Source organism: Hwangdonia seohaensis, assembly GCF_031932625.1.
GTDB classification, from domain to species: domain Bacteria; phylum Bacteroidota; class Bacteroidia; order Flavobacteriales; family Flavobacteriaceae; genus Hwangdonia; species Hwangdonia seohaensis.
The window spans coordinates 20,716-36,592 of sequence record NZ_JAVSCK010000001.1 but is presented as its reverse complement, the minus strand read 5'-3'; the positions used below and the strand labels follow the sequence as shown (position 1 = coordinate 36,592).

General features: G+C 36.7%; 11 protein-coding genes and 1 tRNA gene. 10 read left to right on the top strand and 2 right to left on the bottom strand.

Annotated elements, in window-relative coordinates; translation table 11 throughout:
- Nucleotides 1-3: 3 nt before the first annotated feature.
- The 9 genes from RNZ47_RS00130 (at nt 4) to RNZ47_RS00090 (ending at nt 8,429) form a co-directional block, all read left to right on the top strand.
- Nucleotides 4-1,068, top strand: a complete 1,065-nt coding sequence (locus RNZ47_RS00130; RefSeq protein WP_311934899.1) for an anhydro-N-acetylmuramic acid kinase — start codon at nt 4-6, stop codon at nt 1,066-1,068.
- Between the two features lie 157 nt (nt 1,069-1,225).
- Nucleotides 1,226-2,452, top strand: coding sequence for a Glu/Leu/Phe/Val dehydrogenase dimerization domain-containing protein (locus tag RNZ47_RS00125; RefSeq protein WP_311934897.1), 1,227 nt, complete (start codon nt 1,226-1,228; stop codon nt 2,450-2,452).
- A gap of 10 nt (nt 2,453-2,462) precedes the next feature.
- Nucleotides 2,463-3,857, top strand: coding sequence for a sodium:proton antiporter NhaD (gene nhaD, locus RNZ47_RS00120; protein ID WP_311934895.1), 1,395 nt, complete (start codon nt 2,463-2,465; stop codon nt 3,855-3,857).
- A gap of 51 nt (nt 3,858-3,908) precedes the next feature.
- Nucleotides 3,909-4,610, top strand: a complete 702-nt coding sequence (locus tag RNZ47_RS00115; RefSeq protein ID WP_311934893.1) for a MotA/TolQ/ExbB proton channel family protein — start codon at nt 3,909-3,911, stop codon at nt 4,608-4,610.
- Between the two features lie 66 nt (nt 4,611-4,676).
- Nucleotides 4,677-5,069 carry an ExbD/TolR family protein gene (locus tag RNZ47_RS00110; RefSeq protein WP_311934891.1) on the top strand — a complete coding sequence of 131 codons (393 nt, stop codon included), beginning with the start codon at nt 4,677-4,679 and terminating at the stop codon, nt 5,067-5,069.
- 116 nt (nt 5,070-5,185) lie between these two features.
- Nucleotides 5,186-6,037 carry an energy transducer TonB gene (locus tag RNZ47_RS00105; protein ID WP_311934889.1) on the top strand — a complete coding sequence of 284 codons (852 nt, stop codon included), beginning with the start codon at nt 5,186-5,188 and terminating at the stop codon, nt 6,035-6,037.
- 153 nt (nt 6,038-6,190) lie between these two features.
- Complete coding sequence (locus tag RNZ47_RS00100) at nt 6,191-7,408, top strand: bifunctional folylpolyglutamate synthase/dihydrofolate synthase (RefSeq protein WP_311934888.1); 1,218 nt, start codon at nt 6,191-6,193, stop codon at nt 7,406-7,408.
- A 62-nt stretch (nt 7,409-7,470) separates the two neighbouring features.
- Nucleotides 7,471-7,545 (top strand) — tRNA-Val (locus RNZ47_RS00095).
- A 113-nt stretch (nt 7,546-7,658) separates the two neighbouring features.
- Entirely contained in the window at nt 7,659-8,429 is a 771-nt protein-coding gene (locus RNZ47_RS00090; RefSeq protein WP_311934886.1) for a response regulator transcription factor, read from the top strand.
- 139 nt (nt 8,430-8,568) lie between these two features.
- Here the strand turns inward: RNZ47_RS00090 and RNZ47_RS00085 are convergent, their stop codons facing one another.
- Entirely contained in the window at nt 8,569-9,846 is a 1,278-nt protein-coding gene (locus tag RNZ47_RS00085; RefSeq protein WP_311934885.1) for a UDP-N-acetylmuramoyl-tripeptide--D-alanyl-D-alanine ligase, read from the bottom strand.
- Nucleotides 9,847-10,002: 156 nt separating this feature from the next.
- Nucleotides 10,003-11,697 carry a gliding motility lipoprotein GldJ gene (gene gldJ / locus RNZ47_RS00080; RefSeq protein WP_311934883.1) on the bottom strand — a complete coding sequence of 565 codons (1,695 nt, stop codon included), beginning with the start codon at nt 11,695-11,697 and terminating at the stop codon, nt 10,003-10,005.
- A 264-nt stretch (nt 11,698-11,961) separates the two neighbouring features.
- Between gldJ and porU the strand changes: the two genes are divergently transcribed.
- Nucleotides 11,962-15,843 (top strand): type IX secretion system sortase PorU, encoded by a 3,882-nt coding sequence (gene porU / locus RNZ47_RS00075; protein WP_311934881.1) that lies wholly within the window; start codon nt 11,962-11,964, stop codon nt 15,841-15,843.
- Nucleotides 15,844-15,877 lie beyond the last annotated feature (34 nt).

The following is a 15,877-nucleotide window of genomic DNA, read 5'->3' as shown; positions in this document are numbered from 1 at the left end:
ATTATGATAAAATCGAATTTTAACGTTATTGGTGTGATGTCCGGAACATCCTTGGATGGCATAGATGTGGTTTATGTTACATTTGAATATAAAAACACTTGGCGTTTTGAAATTAAACAGGCCGAAACCATGGCATATACTAATGAATGGCAACACATTCTTAAAAATTTAGTTTCGTATTCTTCCGATAAATTAGTGCAAATAGACAAGGATTATACCCTCTATTTAGCGAATGTTATCAATAATTTTATTAAAAAACATCATATAAAACATTTAGATGCGGTATGTTCCCATGGTCACACGGCTTTGCATCAACCCGAAAAGAAGCTCACTTATCAAATAGGAAATTTACCCAATATTGCCAATTTATTGAATACTAAGGTGGTTTGCGATTTCAGGTTTCAAGATGTTGAGTTTGGTGGTCAAGGCGCGCCATTGGTCCCCATTGGAGATAAATTGCTGTTTTCAGAATATCAGTATTGCATCAATTTAGGCGGTTTTGCCAATGTGTCTTACGAAGCTGAAAACAAACGGGTCGCTTTTGATATTTGTCCGGTAAACATCGTGCTGAATTATTATGTCAAACAACTTGGGTTTGACTATGATGACAAAGGTGAAATAGCGTCAACAGGAACGGTAAATAAGGAATTATTGGAAGAATTAAACTGCCTAAGTTTTTATAAAGAAACACCGCCAAAATCCTTGGGATTGGAATGGGTAAACACACATATTTTTCCTTTAATTGATGCTTTTGAATTAGAAATAAAAGATGTTTTAAGAACCTTTGTTGAGCACGCAGCCATTCAAATTGCCCATATAATTGGCAGCGATAAACAAAAAACGGTGCTTTTAACAGGTGGCGGCGCCTATAATACATTTTTTGTGGAAAGTATAAAACAGCGTTCCAAAACCAAGATTGTAATCCCATCAAAAACCATTGTGGAATTTAAAGAAGCCTTGATTTTTGCGTTTTTAGGCGTACTAAAATTAAGGGGTGAAATAAATTGTTTGCAAAGCGTAACGGGCGCAAAAAAAGACCATAGTTCGGGTAAGATATATCTGCCTTAAAATTTATTGCAATTTAATATTTCACGACCTTTAGTTTTTTATATTTGTTAAATTAATAATTTAAATACTTTCAGGATAATGGATCAACTTTAGCTACGCTTAATAATAAAACGAGATGAAAAAAATTAAGCTAAAATGAACCGATTATTATTAAGAAATGAAAGCATTATTAAAAAAATACGAAAACAAAGAACCCGAGATAGTTTTTAATTGGAAAGACCCCGAAACCGATGCTGAAGGTTGGGCGGTTATAAACTCACTGCGTGGAGGCGCAGCAGGAGGTGGAACCAGAATGCGAAAAGGTTTGGATATGAACGAAGTATTGTCTTTAGCAAAAACCATGGAAATTAAATTTACCGTATCCGGCCCTTCTATTGGTGGTGCTAAATCTGGCATTAATTTCGACCCTAAAGACCCACGTAAAAAAGGCGTTTTAGAGCGTTGGTACGCAGCCGTATCGCCATTGCTTAAAAGCTATTACGGTACAGGTGGCGATTTGAATGTTGATGAAATTCACGAAGTTATCCCGATTACAGAAGAAAGTGGGGTTTGGCATCCGCAAGAAGGTGTTTTTAACGGGCACTTTAAACCTACCGAAGCCGATAAAATTAACAGAATCGGCCAACTGAGACAAGGCGTTATAAAGGTTATCGAGAATCCGGTATATTCCCCGAGCGTTTCAAGAAAATACACCGTAGCTGATATGATTACGGGCTTTGGTGTTGCCGAGGCGGTTAAACAATATTACAATATTTATGGTGGAAATGTTGCGGGTAAGCGCGCCGTTATACAGGGTTTTGGTAATGTTGGTGCTGCAGCTGCATTTTATTTGTCTCAAATGGGCGCTAAAATAGTTGGTATTATTGATATCTCAGGCGGATTAATTAACGAAAACGGTTTTACTTTCGAAGAAATTACTAACTTGTTCCTAGCTAAAACAGGAAATGCACTTATATCCAAAAATGTTATTCCCTTTGAAGAAGCCAACAAAAAAATATGGTCTATTAAAACCGAGATATTTGCTCCTTGCGCTGCGTCGCGATTGATTACCATTGATCAAATTGATAAGATGATAGATAGTGGATTGGAAGTTATATCTTGTGGCGCTAACGTGCCTTTTGCGGATAAGGAAATCTTTTTTGGACCCATTATGGAGCATACCGATTCTCGCGTAAGCCTTATTCCAGATTTTATTTCGAATTGTGGAATGGCACGCGTTTTTGCCTATTTTATGGAACGCCGAGTACAAATGACCGATGAAGCTATATTTAACGACACCTCAAATAAAATAAAAGAAGCTATTGAAAAAGTACATCATAAAAACCAATTTAAAACCGGAATAAGCGCAACCGCATTTGAAATTGCCTTAAGCCAACTCATTTAAAATCAAATTTATGGAATTAGCAATTATTTTAATATTTGTAATCGGTTATCTGGCCATTACCCTCGAGCACAATTTAAAAATAGATAAATTAATTCCAGCGCTGGTCATGATGGCTATTTGTTGGGCTTTAATTGCTTTGGGAATTGAAGGCTTTCCGCAATGGTTCGATTCATCAAACCACAATTTGTTGGACAATTTTGGCGGTTTAGCGCTTGAGGAAAAAACACATTTAATGGAGGAAACGCTGTTGCATCACCTTGGGAAAACAGCCGAAATCCTTGTGTTTCTTTTGGGTGCCATGACCATAGTGGAAATCATTGACTATTTTGATGGCTTTTCTACCATTAAAGCCTATATTAAAACCACTAGCAAAAAAAGAATCCTATGGATTTTTGGATTTTTGGCGTTTTTCCTATCTGCGATAATCGACAATTTAACAGCAACAATTGTTCTTATTTCCATACTTCAAAAAATCATTTTAGATAGAAATATCCGTATTTGGTACGCTGGTTTAATCATTATTGCTGCCAATGCCGGAGGTGCTTGGTCGCCAATAGGCGATGTAACCACAACGATGCTCTGGATTGGTAAAAAAGTAACCACGGGGCATTTATTTGTGTATTTGTTTATCCCTTCGCTATTATGTATGCTGGTGCCGTTTTTTATCGCTTCATTCTTGCCTGCTTTTAAGGGTAACATTGATAAAATCGATGAAAACCTTGCTAAACCTACCTCTAAATACAGTTCTGTAATGCTTTATTTAGGTTTAGGCGGTATTGTATCTGTGCCAATATTTAAAACCTTAACGCATTTGCCGCCTTATGTGGGGATGATGCTTGCACTGGGCGTTGTAGCGACTTTTGCTGAAATTTACAGCAACAGAAAATTTGCATTGTCCTTTGATGCACATGAAGAATCGGACCATCAAGGACATCACAGTCCGGTGCACCATTCGCTTTCTAAAATCGAAATGCCGAGTATTTTATTCTTTTTGGGGATTTTAATGGCGGTTGCCGCATTAGAATCTTTAGGAATTCTATTCGGATTTGCGTCCAGTTTACAAGACCATATGCCTATGTTGGGCACCGAGTTGCACCACGAAGGCGTTTCGGATATAGTTGTGTTGTTGTTGGGCGTAGGCTCTGCCGTAATTGATAATGTGCCTTTGGTAGCTGCCAGTTTAGGTATGTTTTCCGAGCCTATCGATAACGAATTATGGCACTTTATAGCCTATTCCGCAGGAACAGGTGGTAGTATGCTAATCATTGGCTCCGCTGCTGGTGTTGTGGCCATGGGCATGGAAAAAATAGACTTTTTCTGGTATTTAAAAAAGATAGCGTGGTTAGCCGCAGTTGGTTTCTTAGTAGGTGCTGCCGCATTTATGTTTACCAGAACTCTATTTTAATATACTTTAACAAAAAAAGATACGTTATACAGTTGCAATAAATTTAATTATATGCTAAACATTTTATTACTAAACATGCAAGAAGGAGCAGAATTGCTTACCGATGAGGAATCAGTTGAAAAAACCCTTTCAATTATCGAATTAATAAGTAGTGGTGGCGTAGCCGGACAAGTTATAATTGCCATTTTATTTCTGTTACTTATTGTCGCTTCATACATTTATTTTGAACGATTATTCGCCATAAAAGCAGCCTCGAAAATCGATGCGAATTTTATGAATCAAATTAAGGACCATGTGAGTAACGGTAAAATTGACTCTGCTCAAATGCTGTGTGCCCAAGTCAACTCTCCGGTATCAAGACTAATTGGTAAAGGTATTTCGAGAATAGGAAAACCACTCGCCGATATTAATACGGCCATTGAAAACGCAGGGCGTTTAGAGATTTACGGATTGGAAAAAAACGTGAGTGTTCTCGCTACCATTTCCGGAGCTGCACCCATGATAGGATTTCTTGGTACGGTAGTTGGAATGATATTAGCCATATTTGAACTCGCCAATGCAGGCGGTACCATTGAAATGGACGTTTTAGCTAGCGGATTATATACCGCCATGACCACCACGGTTGCAGGTTTAATTGTGGGTATTATTGGCTATATTGCCTATAATCATTTGGTGGTAAGAACTGATAAAGTGGTGTATCAAATGGAAGCAAACTCGTTGGAGTTTTTAGATCATTTAAACGAACCTACCTAATTTAAACGGATTCCTGAATGTGAAGAAATTCTTGGTTTCTTCAAAACATATAAAAATTTAAAATAAATGAATTTTAGAGGAAGAAATAAGGTTACACCAGAATTCAATATGTCGTCCATGACCGATATTGTATTTCTGTTGCTTATCTTTTTTATGATCGCTTCAACCTTGGTTACCACCAACGCCATTGATATTATATTGCCAAAAGCAAGTGGTAAAACCGAAAACAAAAGATCGGTTGCCGTGAGTATTAAAAAAGATTTAACGTATTATATCGATCAGAAACGCGTGGGCATTAGTGTTTTGGAAAACGAATTAATGGCGGCATTATCATCGCAAGAAAAGCCAACTATTGTTTTAAGGGCTGAAAAATCGGTGCCGGTTGAAAACGTGGTAAAAGTCATGGATATCGCCAATAGGAATAAATTCAAAGTTATTTTAGCCGTAAAACCTAACTAAACAGAAAGTCGCGGTAGAATATACTAGCCTGCATTCAGCGCAGTTGAAATGGGGTAATCTTTTTAATGGAAACAAGGTTTCGTCTCTGTCTACAATTATAAAGCAATATTATAAAAATGAAATATTTTGAAACAGTACATGAAAAGAATTCAGCTAGAATCACAGCGTTGATTGCTATTATTCTTTTGGTGCTATTGTTTGTGGTGGGCACAACGTATATGGATCCGCCAGAAGAATATGGTGTTGCCGTAAATTTTGGAACAACAGATTTTGGAAAAGGCAATGTGCAGCCTAAAAAACCAGTAAAATCGGAGCCAAAGGAAATAGAAGAACCACCACAACCCGAGGCTACAAAAGCAGAACCAACAAAATCTTCAGAAACTAAAGAGGAGGTTTTAACTGAAGATAACTCTGAAGCCATTGCCATTAAAAAACAAAAGGAAGCCGAGGCAAAAGCCAAAGCCATCGCCGATGCTAAAGCCAAGGCCGAGGCCGATAGAATTGCCAAAGAAAAGCGTGAGCAAGAAGAAAAAAAGAAAAAATTGGATGCTTTAATTGGAGGTGTGAGTAAATCTGAAGGTACAGAAACCGGTAGCGAAGGCAACGATAATAAAGCAGGCGATAAAGGGCAATTGGATGGCGACCCTTATGCTCCAAGTTATTTTGGTCCAGGTTCGGGCTCAGGAACTGGTGGTGTTGGCTACGGTTTAAATGGTCGCGGTAGAGCTTCGTTTAAAACCATTAAGCAAGATTGCAACGAGTCGGGAAGAGTTGTGGTAAGGATTGAAGTAGATAGAAGTGGTAACGTTATAAAAGCGGAACCCGGTCAAAGAGGTACAACCAATACTGCACAGTGTTTATTAGAGCCAGCAAAAAAAATAGCCCTTTCCCATAAGTGGCCGGCAGATTCAAAAGCACCAGCTAAACAAATCGGTTTTGTTAGTGTAAACTTCAAATTAAGTCAGTAGCAATACCGAATAAACTTTAAAATGAATCGCATAAATCGCTTCTTTTTAGCTTATTCTTCGTTAAAAACTAAAACTATTCTTAAATTATTTGTCTAGATTAATCCAAAAATAATTCAATTTATTTATGTGCAATATTAAAATTCATTTGGTATAATGACGTATCAAGATACCCTCAATTGGATGTTCTCTCAACTGCCAATGTATCAGAAACAGGGCAAAACGGCATTCAAAAAAGATTTATCAAATACCTTAAAACTAGCCGAACATTTAGATCACCCAGAGCATAAATTCAAATCCATTCATGTAGCCGGCACCAATGGCAAAGGGTCAACAAGCCATATGTTGGCATCAATTCTCCAAGAGGGGGGTTATAAAGTGGGACTTTATACTTCACCGCATTTAAAGGATTTCAGAGAGCGTATCAAAGTCAACGGGAAAGTAGTTAGCAAACAGTTTGTAATCGGGTTTATAAAACGAAATAAAGCTTTTTTTGAAACCCATCCCTTGTCTTTCTTTGAAATGACTGTTGGCATGGCATTCGATTATTTTTCAAAAGCTCAAGTTGATATTGCTGTTATTGAAGTGGGCTTAGGTGGCAGATTGGATTCCACAAATATCATTACCCCGGAAGTTTCGGTAATTACCAATATTGGTTTTGATCACACCCAATTTTTAGGAAACACATTTGATGCGATTGCTTTTGAAAAAGGCGGTATTATCAAACCCCATATTCCTGTGGTTATTGGCGAAACTCAACAAGAAACCAAACCGGTTTTTCAAGCATTGGCTAAGGCTAACAACTCAGAAATCGTTTTTGCCGATAAAGAAATTACCCAAGTTTTAAAATCAGATTTATTAGGAAGCTATCAATCAAAAAACATTAAAACGGTTATCCAAACGGTTAAAGCGCTTCAAAAGAAAGGATACAAAATTTCGGAAAAAAATATAAAACAAGGATTGTCTCAGGTTGTTAAAAACACGGGTTTGTTAGGGCGCTGGCAAACTTTAAACGATTCACCCAAAGTGGTTTGCGATACAGGGCACAATAGGGAAGGTTTGCAATATGTAATGCAGCAACTTTTAAACGAAAAATTTAATGCGCTTCATATTGTTTTTGGGGTTGTTAATGACAAAGACTTAAGTACCATTGTAGACTTACTGCCCAAAAGTGCCATCTATTATTTTTGCAAACCGGATATTCCTAGAGGAATGGATGCCCATAAACTCAAGGCGGAATTCAATAAACACCATCTTAAGGGAGAGGCCTATAATTCTGTAAACGAAGCTTATCAAACAGCTTTTAAACAAGCCGGTTTATCCGATTTTATCTTTGTTGGCGGTAGCACTTTTGTGGTTGCAGAAATAATTTAAAATTTTATTGAAAAAGTTTTTGCAATATTAAAAACTAGATTATATTTGCAGTCCTATTTAGAGGGCGCGTAGCTCAGTTGGTTCAGAGCACTTGGTTTACACCCAAGGGGTCAGGGGTTCGAATCCCTTCGCGCCCACAAAAATTTAAAACCTAATAAATTGATTATTAGGTTTTTTTATTTCTTAAAATAATCATCATCATATTTTAAGGTTATAAATATTTTTGCTACTTTTAGGTAAATCCCTCAGTATGAATGGCTCTAGTATTAAGAATGTATATAAAGAAATATTCAAATCGTACGATAACCCTTCCTTAGAAAAACATATTGAGAAAATTATTGAGTTAGACACCTTCTTGCCGTATAGTTCAACTTTTTTCTGTATTACCAACACACAAAGCCTAACTTTTGAGTATATAAGCAAAAACATGCCTGCTTGCCTTGGGTTGGATAAAAAAACATTGGAAAAAAAAGGCATGCGATATTTTTGGAGTAGAATGCATCCCGACGATTTGGAAGAGTGGCTTCAGGCGTTAAACGACCTTATGGATTTTACGTTGAACAATACTAAGGTTGAAGACAGAAAAAGAATGAGTTACACCTGGAATTATCGACTGAAGAATTCTAGTGACGACTATGTTAATATTGTTCAAAACACCACGCCACTTGGATTTGATAGCGATTTTAAGCCTATAATTGGACTAGCGCATTATACGGTGTTATCGCCAGAAATTAAATTACAGGTATGCGCAACAGCTAAACTGTTGAATGAGAAAAATGAATACGAGACCATTTATTTTAATAACTGTTCTCAAAAACTGTTGTCTGCAGGAATAAGTAACAGAGAACGAGATATTGTTAGGTTGCTGGTTTTAAATTACTCAAGCAAACAGATAGGCGATAAATTAAATATTAGTCCGAATACCGTTGACACACATCGCAGGAATATTCTTAAAAAACTGAATATATCGTCTACAGGTGAGCTAATTGGGATGCTAAAAATGAATGAACACTTTATATAATTGAAGAATTACTCAAATTGAGTATTGCGTATTATTTGAGATTCAAACATCTTTGCAATGCTATTAATTTAGTTCTTAGGGAGAATTATTGGTGTCTGGTTATAATTTATAATCAGACACCTTTTTTTTGGAATAGATTTTAAAGTAGTTCCAGAACCCTTTCTAAAGCCATACCACGAGAACCTTTTATTAATAAGGTGGTATTTTTCATCTGAGTGAAATCAAAATCGTTTTTAAAATCTTCAAACGATTTATATTGAATTACTTTTTTCGAATCACTTTCAGATTGATAAAAATTTTCTCCAATAAAAATAGTTTTATCAATATTTAAAGAAGTTGCCAAATCTGTAATGTTTTGATGTTCTTTTTTAGCATCGTTACCCAGCTCGAACATATCGCCAAGAACAGCGATTTTAGGCCCTGTCTGTTTTTCAAAATTAAGCAAAGCGGCATGCATGCTAGTTGGGTTTGCATTGTAGGCATCTAAAATAATGTTGTTTGTGCCTTTTTTAATGATTTGTGAACGATTGTTGGTAGGTATATAATTTTCAACAGCATTTTTAATAGCATCATCGGCAACTTTAAAATAGTTTCCTATGGCTATGGCGGCGGCAATATTGCCAAAGTTGTAATCGCCAATTAGTTGGCTTTTTATAATTAAGCCGTTGTATTTACAAGCTACAAACGGTTGGGCATCAATAAATTCAATTGTAGTATCAACAAAGGTGTTGTTTCCAAAAACAAATCGATTGGCGCCTTTTGTTTTGTTCACTTGAATCGTATCATTTCCATTTACAAAAACGGTTTTGTTGTTGGCCATTAAATAATCGTACATTTCGCTTTTCCCTGTAATAACGCCTTCAACGCTACCAAAACCTTCTAAATGAGCTTTCCCAAAATTGGTAATATAACCGTAATCTGGCTTAGCAATATGACATAAAAATTCAATTTCCTTTAAATGATTTGCACCCATTTCTACAATACCAATTTCGGTATTCAAGTCCATGGAAAGCAATGTTAACGGCACCCCAATATGATTGTTTAAATTGCCAACAGTTGCCGTTGTTTTATATTTTTGGGAAAGTACTGCGTTTATTAGTTCTTTGGTGGTTGTTTTTCCGTTACTACCCGTTAAGGCTATTATGGGAACGTTTAAGTGTTTCCTATGAAATATAGCTAATTCTTGCAGTGTTTCAAGTACATTGTTAACCACAATGGCTTGGGCTGAGGTTTTGTATTGGTTATCATCAATAACGGCGTATTTCGCGCCTTTTTTGAGCGCTTTTTCCGCATACATATTGCCATTAAAATTATCGCCTTTTAGTGCGAAAAACATATCGTCTTTTTTAATTTTTCTAGTGTCCGTACAAACCGAATTACATTCTAAAAAAAGACTATGTAGGTTTTCTATATTCAATATAAAGTAGTTTTATGGTTTAGATTCCTTCCTTCGCAGGAATGACAATTTCAACAGAAACTCAGCTAAAGTTGAGAATTTATTCTACAAATAAAAGTATAAAAAAAGTCCTAATGTAAGTTAGGACTTTTTTAATATTATTTTTTTAGAAGTTTTTTAATTCTTTGTTTTGTTTTTAGATTTACTTTTTGAGCCTACACGAGACATGGCACATCTAAATCCGATATAATCGGTTGCCATATCCTGTGGGAAGTAGCGTCTTTGAGCTGGGTCTAACCAATACTCTCTGTCTTTCCACGAACCGCCTTTATAAACTCTAACTTTATCGTTTATTAAAGAAGATCTGTTATTGCTTTTGTCGTATTCTCTAATAATGTTTCCTAAAGAATCTCTGGTAATTCTATGTTTAGGCGAGTTATACATTTGTTGTGTTTCAGCTTCTGCTTTACTATCTAATTCCTCGTCGTCGTTAAAGCTTTCAAATAAACGCGAAGAACGCTTGTCGCCATCTCTAAAGTTTATTTCATTACTTCTATCGAAATTGGTACGCAGGTATGTTTCGTTTTCATCAATAGGAACCTGTAAAATTTGACCTGGTAAATTTCTGGCAATTACTTTTCCGTTGGATAAGGTGTCGTAAACAATGTCATCTGAAGTAACTAATTTTACTGAGCCATCTTCGTTTATAGCGTTTTTGGTATAAACGTTACCTCGGTAATAATTAAAGTCGTTAAACTCATCGTCTATAATAGGCCTGTAAACATCGGCTACCCATTCAGCTACATTACCAGCCATGTCGTATAATCCGAAATCGTTTGGTTCGTAAGATTTTACAGCGTTGGTAATATCTGCTCCATCATCAGACCAACCAGCAATACCACCGTAATCTCCTTTTCCTTGTTTGAAGTTAGCCAATTGATCACCGCGAATCTTACGTTTTCCAGAACGTGTGTATTGTCCGTCCCATGGGTATTTTTTTCTACCTCTATAAAGGTTATAGCTTCTAATTTCACTTAACCCTAAAGCTGCATATTCCCACTCGGTTTCTGTTGGAAGTCTGTATTTTGGAGAAATAATGCCTGTTTCACGCGTTGCATAAATACCGGTTTCGTTTCCGTCGGCATCGGTTCTAACATTTCTTCTTCCTCTGGTATCTGGGTTTATAATTTCTTCATTACCGCCGTAAGTTAAGGTAGGCGCGTTTATATAAGTATCCGTGTTAAAAGTTTGATCTGCATTAACCTCTAAGGTTTTGGCATCTCTTTTTAAATAACCTGCTTTTTCAAGATAAAACTCATTCACACGGTCCGATCTCCAATTGGCATATTCAACCGCTTGAATCCAGCTTACACCAACCACAGGATATTCTGCATAACCCGGGTGACGTAAATAGTTTTCAGTCATTATTTCGTTAAATCCTAAACGATTTCTCCAAACTAAAGTATCTGGCAATGCGCCTTGATAAATGGCTCTAAAGTTTTCATCGCTTGGTGGATAAACACGTTTAATCCAATCTAAGTATTCTAAATACATCACATTGGTAACTTCAGTTTCGTCCATATAAAACGATTGAACGTGCTGCTGAGTTGGCGTATTATTCCAATCGTGCATCACATCGTCCTGTACTTTTCCTTTTGTAAAAGTTCCGCCTTCTATAAAGACTAAACCTGGGGCGGTTTCTTGTTCTTTAAAACTGGTATTGTATTGAAAACCACCTTCTCTGTCGTTGATTTGCCACCCTGTAGCTCTAGAACTATTCTTTGAGCTCGAAGATTTTTTACAACCAATAGCGGTTACAGATAGTGCTAAAACTACCATAACCTTTAATGCTACTACTTTTTTCATATCCATACGTTTAAGTAAGCTAATAATATTTTTGGTGCTGCAATATAAGAATTAAACCGAATAACACAAGTAATTTTTTGCATTTTAACCAAAAAAATATGCATTTCACCCTATTTTTTAAACATTACAACGATGTTTTTGCTGTTTTTCATCATTGATTTGTGATTAATAAACGCACGATTTACTAATTTATTATTGTATTTTTGAATCGGTTTTTAAATTTGTTATTTATTTTGATAATAACATCATATAAAAGCCGTTATTCTAGCGATGAAAGAGAACATTTTAATTTTGTTTTTATTTATTTCTGCTGCCGTATTTTCGCAGCAAAAAAAGTTTACCATTAAATGGGACGGTCATCAAACCATTTCCGGTGGCAACTATAGTTTAAAAATACCGGCTTTTAATGCCGAACATTTTAGCTACGATTTCAACGAAGGTTTGCTATTTGTTGCACAGTGGGAAACTTCAACAGCCGTTAACGAAGCTTCAATAAAAATCAGTCAGGTTACATACGCTCCAATTTCTATGGACGATTTAAAGGATTTGGATGTTAATACCATTGGAAATGAGTTGAAATTCACTTTAAAAAATTCAAAAGCCAGACATCAACAATTTGCCTTTTTTCAACTAACGCCCATTATAAAAGATGCCAATGGGACTTATAAAAAAGTGCAATCTTTTCAAATAAATTACAATACCAGTGCCAATAGATCGGCCGCGGTTAATAAATTTAATGCGACTTCCGGGGTTGTTACAAATTCGGTTTTAAGCTCAGGCGCGTGGTTTAAGTTTTATGTAGATACTACGGGTGTGTTTAAAATATCCAAAAGTTTTTTACAAAATTTAGGGGTAAATGTAAACAGTGTTGACCCGCGTACCATAAAATTATATGGCAATGGCGGACGCATGATACCGTATTCAAACGCGATAGCCCACCCTTTGGATGTTACCGAAAATGCCATAAAATTTGTTGGAGAGGAAGATGGTGTTTTTAATGACGAAGACCATATTTTATTTTACGCTCAAGGCCCCAAAGGATTTAACGCAGAGAGCAATACCAACATTAATTGTTATACCGATATAACCTATTATTATATCAATGTGGGTTCTGGTTTGGGCAAGCGCATCCAACCTATGGGCCAACCTGCAGGACCCGTGGATATGATGATTGACACGTTTGAAGATTACAAATTTCATGAAGTAGACGAGCACAATATTGCCTTTTTGGGGAGGCGTTGGTTTGGCGACCGTTTTGATATTGATAACGACAAAACTTTTGAATTCGATTTCCCAAATCTAGAAACTTCTGTTCCTATTAACCTTAGGGTTTACGTGGCGTCAACGTCATCAACACAAAGCAGTATGCAAATTAGCGTTAACGGAAGTTCGGTATCAAGTTTATCCATTCCGGGAGCTTCAAATCCAAGTTTGGCAAATGAGGCCTCGTATATTGGGAATATAAATGTAAACTCGTCCAATATTAGCGTGAATCTTAATTACGACAATCAAGGCAACCCTAGCGGCTTGGGCTATTTGGATTATATTTCTATTGAAGCAACCAGAGCTTTAAGTTTTACCGATAAACAATTTCAATTTAAGCATAGCGCCGTGGCTACGGCTTCGGGCATAGGGCAGTATAATATTGCAAATGCGTCACAAATTTCAGAGGTTTGGGAGGTTACCGATTTATATAATGCCACAAGCTTTGTTAACGCAGATACCAGTGCCAACCTTTCTTTTACTTCAGTTTTAGGAAGCCTCAAAACGTATGTTGCCCTAACACCAACAGATTATTTTGAGCCTAAAATGGATGCTGATAGAACCGTGGCCAATCAAAATATAAAGGGTACTATTTTTCAGAATAGCGATGGACAATTTCAAGATGTCGATTATATTATTGTAGCACCAAATAACATGCTCAATCAAGCGGAACGATTGGCCCAAATTAATCGGAATCAATATAATTTGAATGTAAAAACAGTCGGTTTAAACGAAATATATAATGAGTTTAGCACAGGAAATCAGGATGTTGGCGCCATCAGAAATTTAGTAAAATATGTTTACGACAATGCCAGCACGCCAGAAAACAGGATTAAATACGTGTGTTTGTTTGGAGATGGTTCATTCGATTATAAAGATCGAATCCCAAACAACACCAACATAGTGCCTTCGTGGTACTCGTACAATAGTTTCAACCTAACCAATTCCTTTGTTTCAGACGATTTTTATGGGATGATGGATGCCAATGAAGGTACTATGGCCACAAGCGATAAATTAGATGTTGCCGTGGGCAGAATATTGGCCGATACGCCACAACGTGCCAAAGATATGGTGGATAAAATTGAAAGCTATTACGTAAAAGAAGCTTTTGGTAGTTGGCGGAATAATTTTGTAGTCGTTTCTGATGACGTCGATAAAGATTGGGAAGGCATTTTACAACAAACCACAGATAATGTTGGGAATAACGTTAGTCAGGAAAAACCATTTATAAACGTTATAAAAATACATACCGATGCTTTTAAACAAGAGGCTTCAGCTGGTGGGAACAGATATCCACAAGTAACAGAGTCTTTAGTTAATGCTATTGATAATGGGGCATTGGTGGTCAATTATTTTGGACATGGCGGAGAAGAAGGTTTGGCCCAAGAACGTATTTTAACAAAGCCCGATGTAGAAGGGTTCCGAAACTTTTGTAAGCTCAATTGTTTTGTAACCGTAACCTGCGAGTTTACCAAATTCGATAATCCGTTTAGGGAAACTGCCGGCGAATTTACCTATTGGAATAAAAAAGCGGGAGCGATTGGTTTAATTACCACAACAAGACAGGTTTTTGTGAACTTTGGAATCACCTTCAATAATGAATTGGAACAGTATTTATTTTCATATAGTAATATCGATACTTACGAAGATTACGAATACCCATCCATGGCAGAGGCTTTAAGATTAACGAAAAATGACCCATCAATTTCCAGCCAAAGTCAAAGGCGCTTGGTGTTTTTTATTGGAGACCCAGCCATGAAATTGGCATTTGCGAAACCCAACGTTAGATTAACGAGAATTAACGATGTTCCCGTCACACAGGCCACCGATACCTTAAAAGCGTTGAGTTACGTAAAACTTGCCGGCGAGGTTACCGATGTGTCGGGCAATGTTTTAACTAATTATAACGGCACGCTTTCAACCACTATTTACGACAAAAACATTCAAAGGCAAACCCTGGCAAACGATGGTACGCGATTAAATGGCCAACTGATAAAAATGGATTTTGAAACCTTGGGGGAAATAATTTTTAGAGGACAAGCATCGGTTACAAATGGGCAATTTGAATTCGATTTTGTCGTGCCAAAAGACATTGGAATTCCCGTAGGTTTCGGAAAGGTTAGCTTTTATTCAAAAAATGAAGCCTTACTTGAAGATCAGTCGGGTGCCAGCCTCAATACCGTTAAAATAGGAGGGGTAAACAACAATGCTGCCGAAGACAATATTGGCCCCGTGATTGCCCTTTACATGAATGACGAGAATTTCGTCTCTGGAGGCATAACCAACGAATCGCCAACATTATTGGCTAAATTAGAAGACGAAAACGGTATAAATACAGCAAGTGGTATTGGTCACGATATTGTAGCCATTATCGATGGCGACGAAACCAATCCGTTGATATTAAACGATTATTATCAAACCGAAGTCGACGATTACAAAAAAGGTGTCGTCTCTTTTCCCTTTAGAGATTTAGAGCCTGGGCTTCATACGCTAACCCTAAAAGCTTGGGATGTGTATAATAATTCGTCGGTTTCCGAAATTCAATTTATTGTATACGATAAGGATGAAGAATTGGTTATTAACCATGTGCTTAACTACCCAAATCCGTTTGTTAATTACACAGAATTTTGGTTTAATCACAATAGTTCAGACCCTTTAAACGTTTCAATACAGATATTCACCGTTTCGGGCAAATTGGTTAAAACCCTTAACGGACAAACCAATGCGGGAACCAAAACCACAAGTTCGTTGTCCAGAGATATAGTTTGGGATGGAAGGGACGATTTTGGCGATAAAATAGGAAAAGGCGTGTATATATATAAGCTTACGGTGCAATCTGATTTGCTAAATAAAAAAGTAGAAAAAATAGAAAAACTTGTAATCCTTTAAGCTAAAAACGTTTATAATCGAAGATTTTAACAAG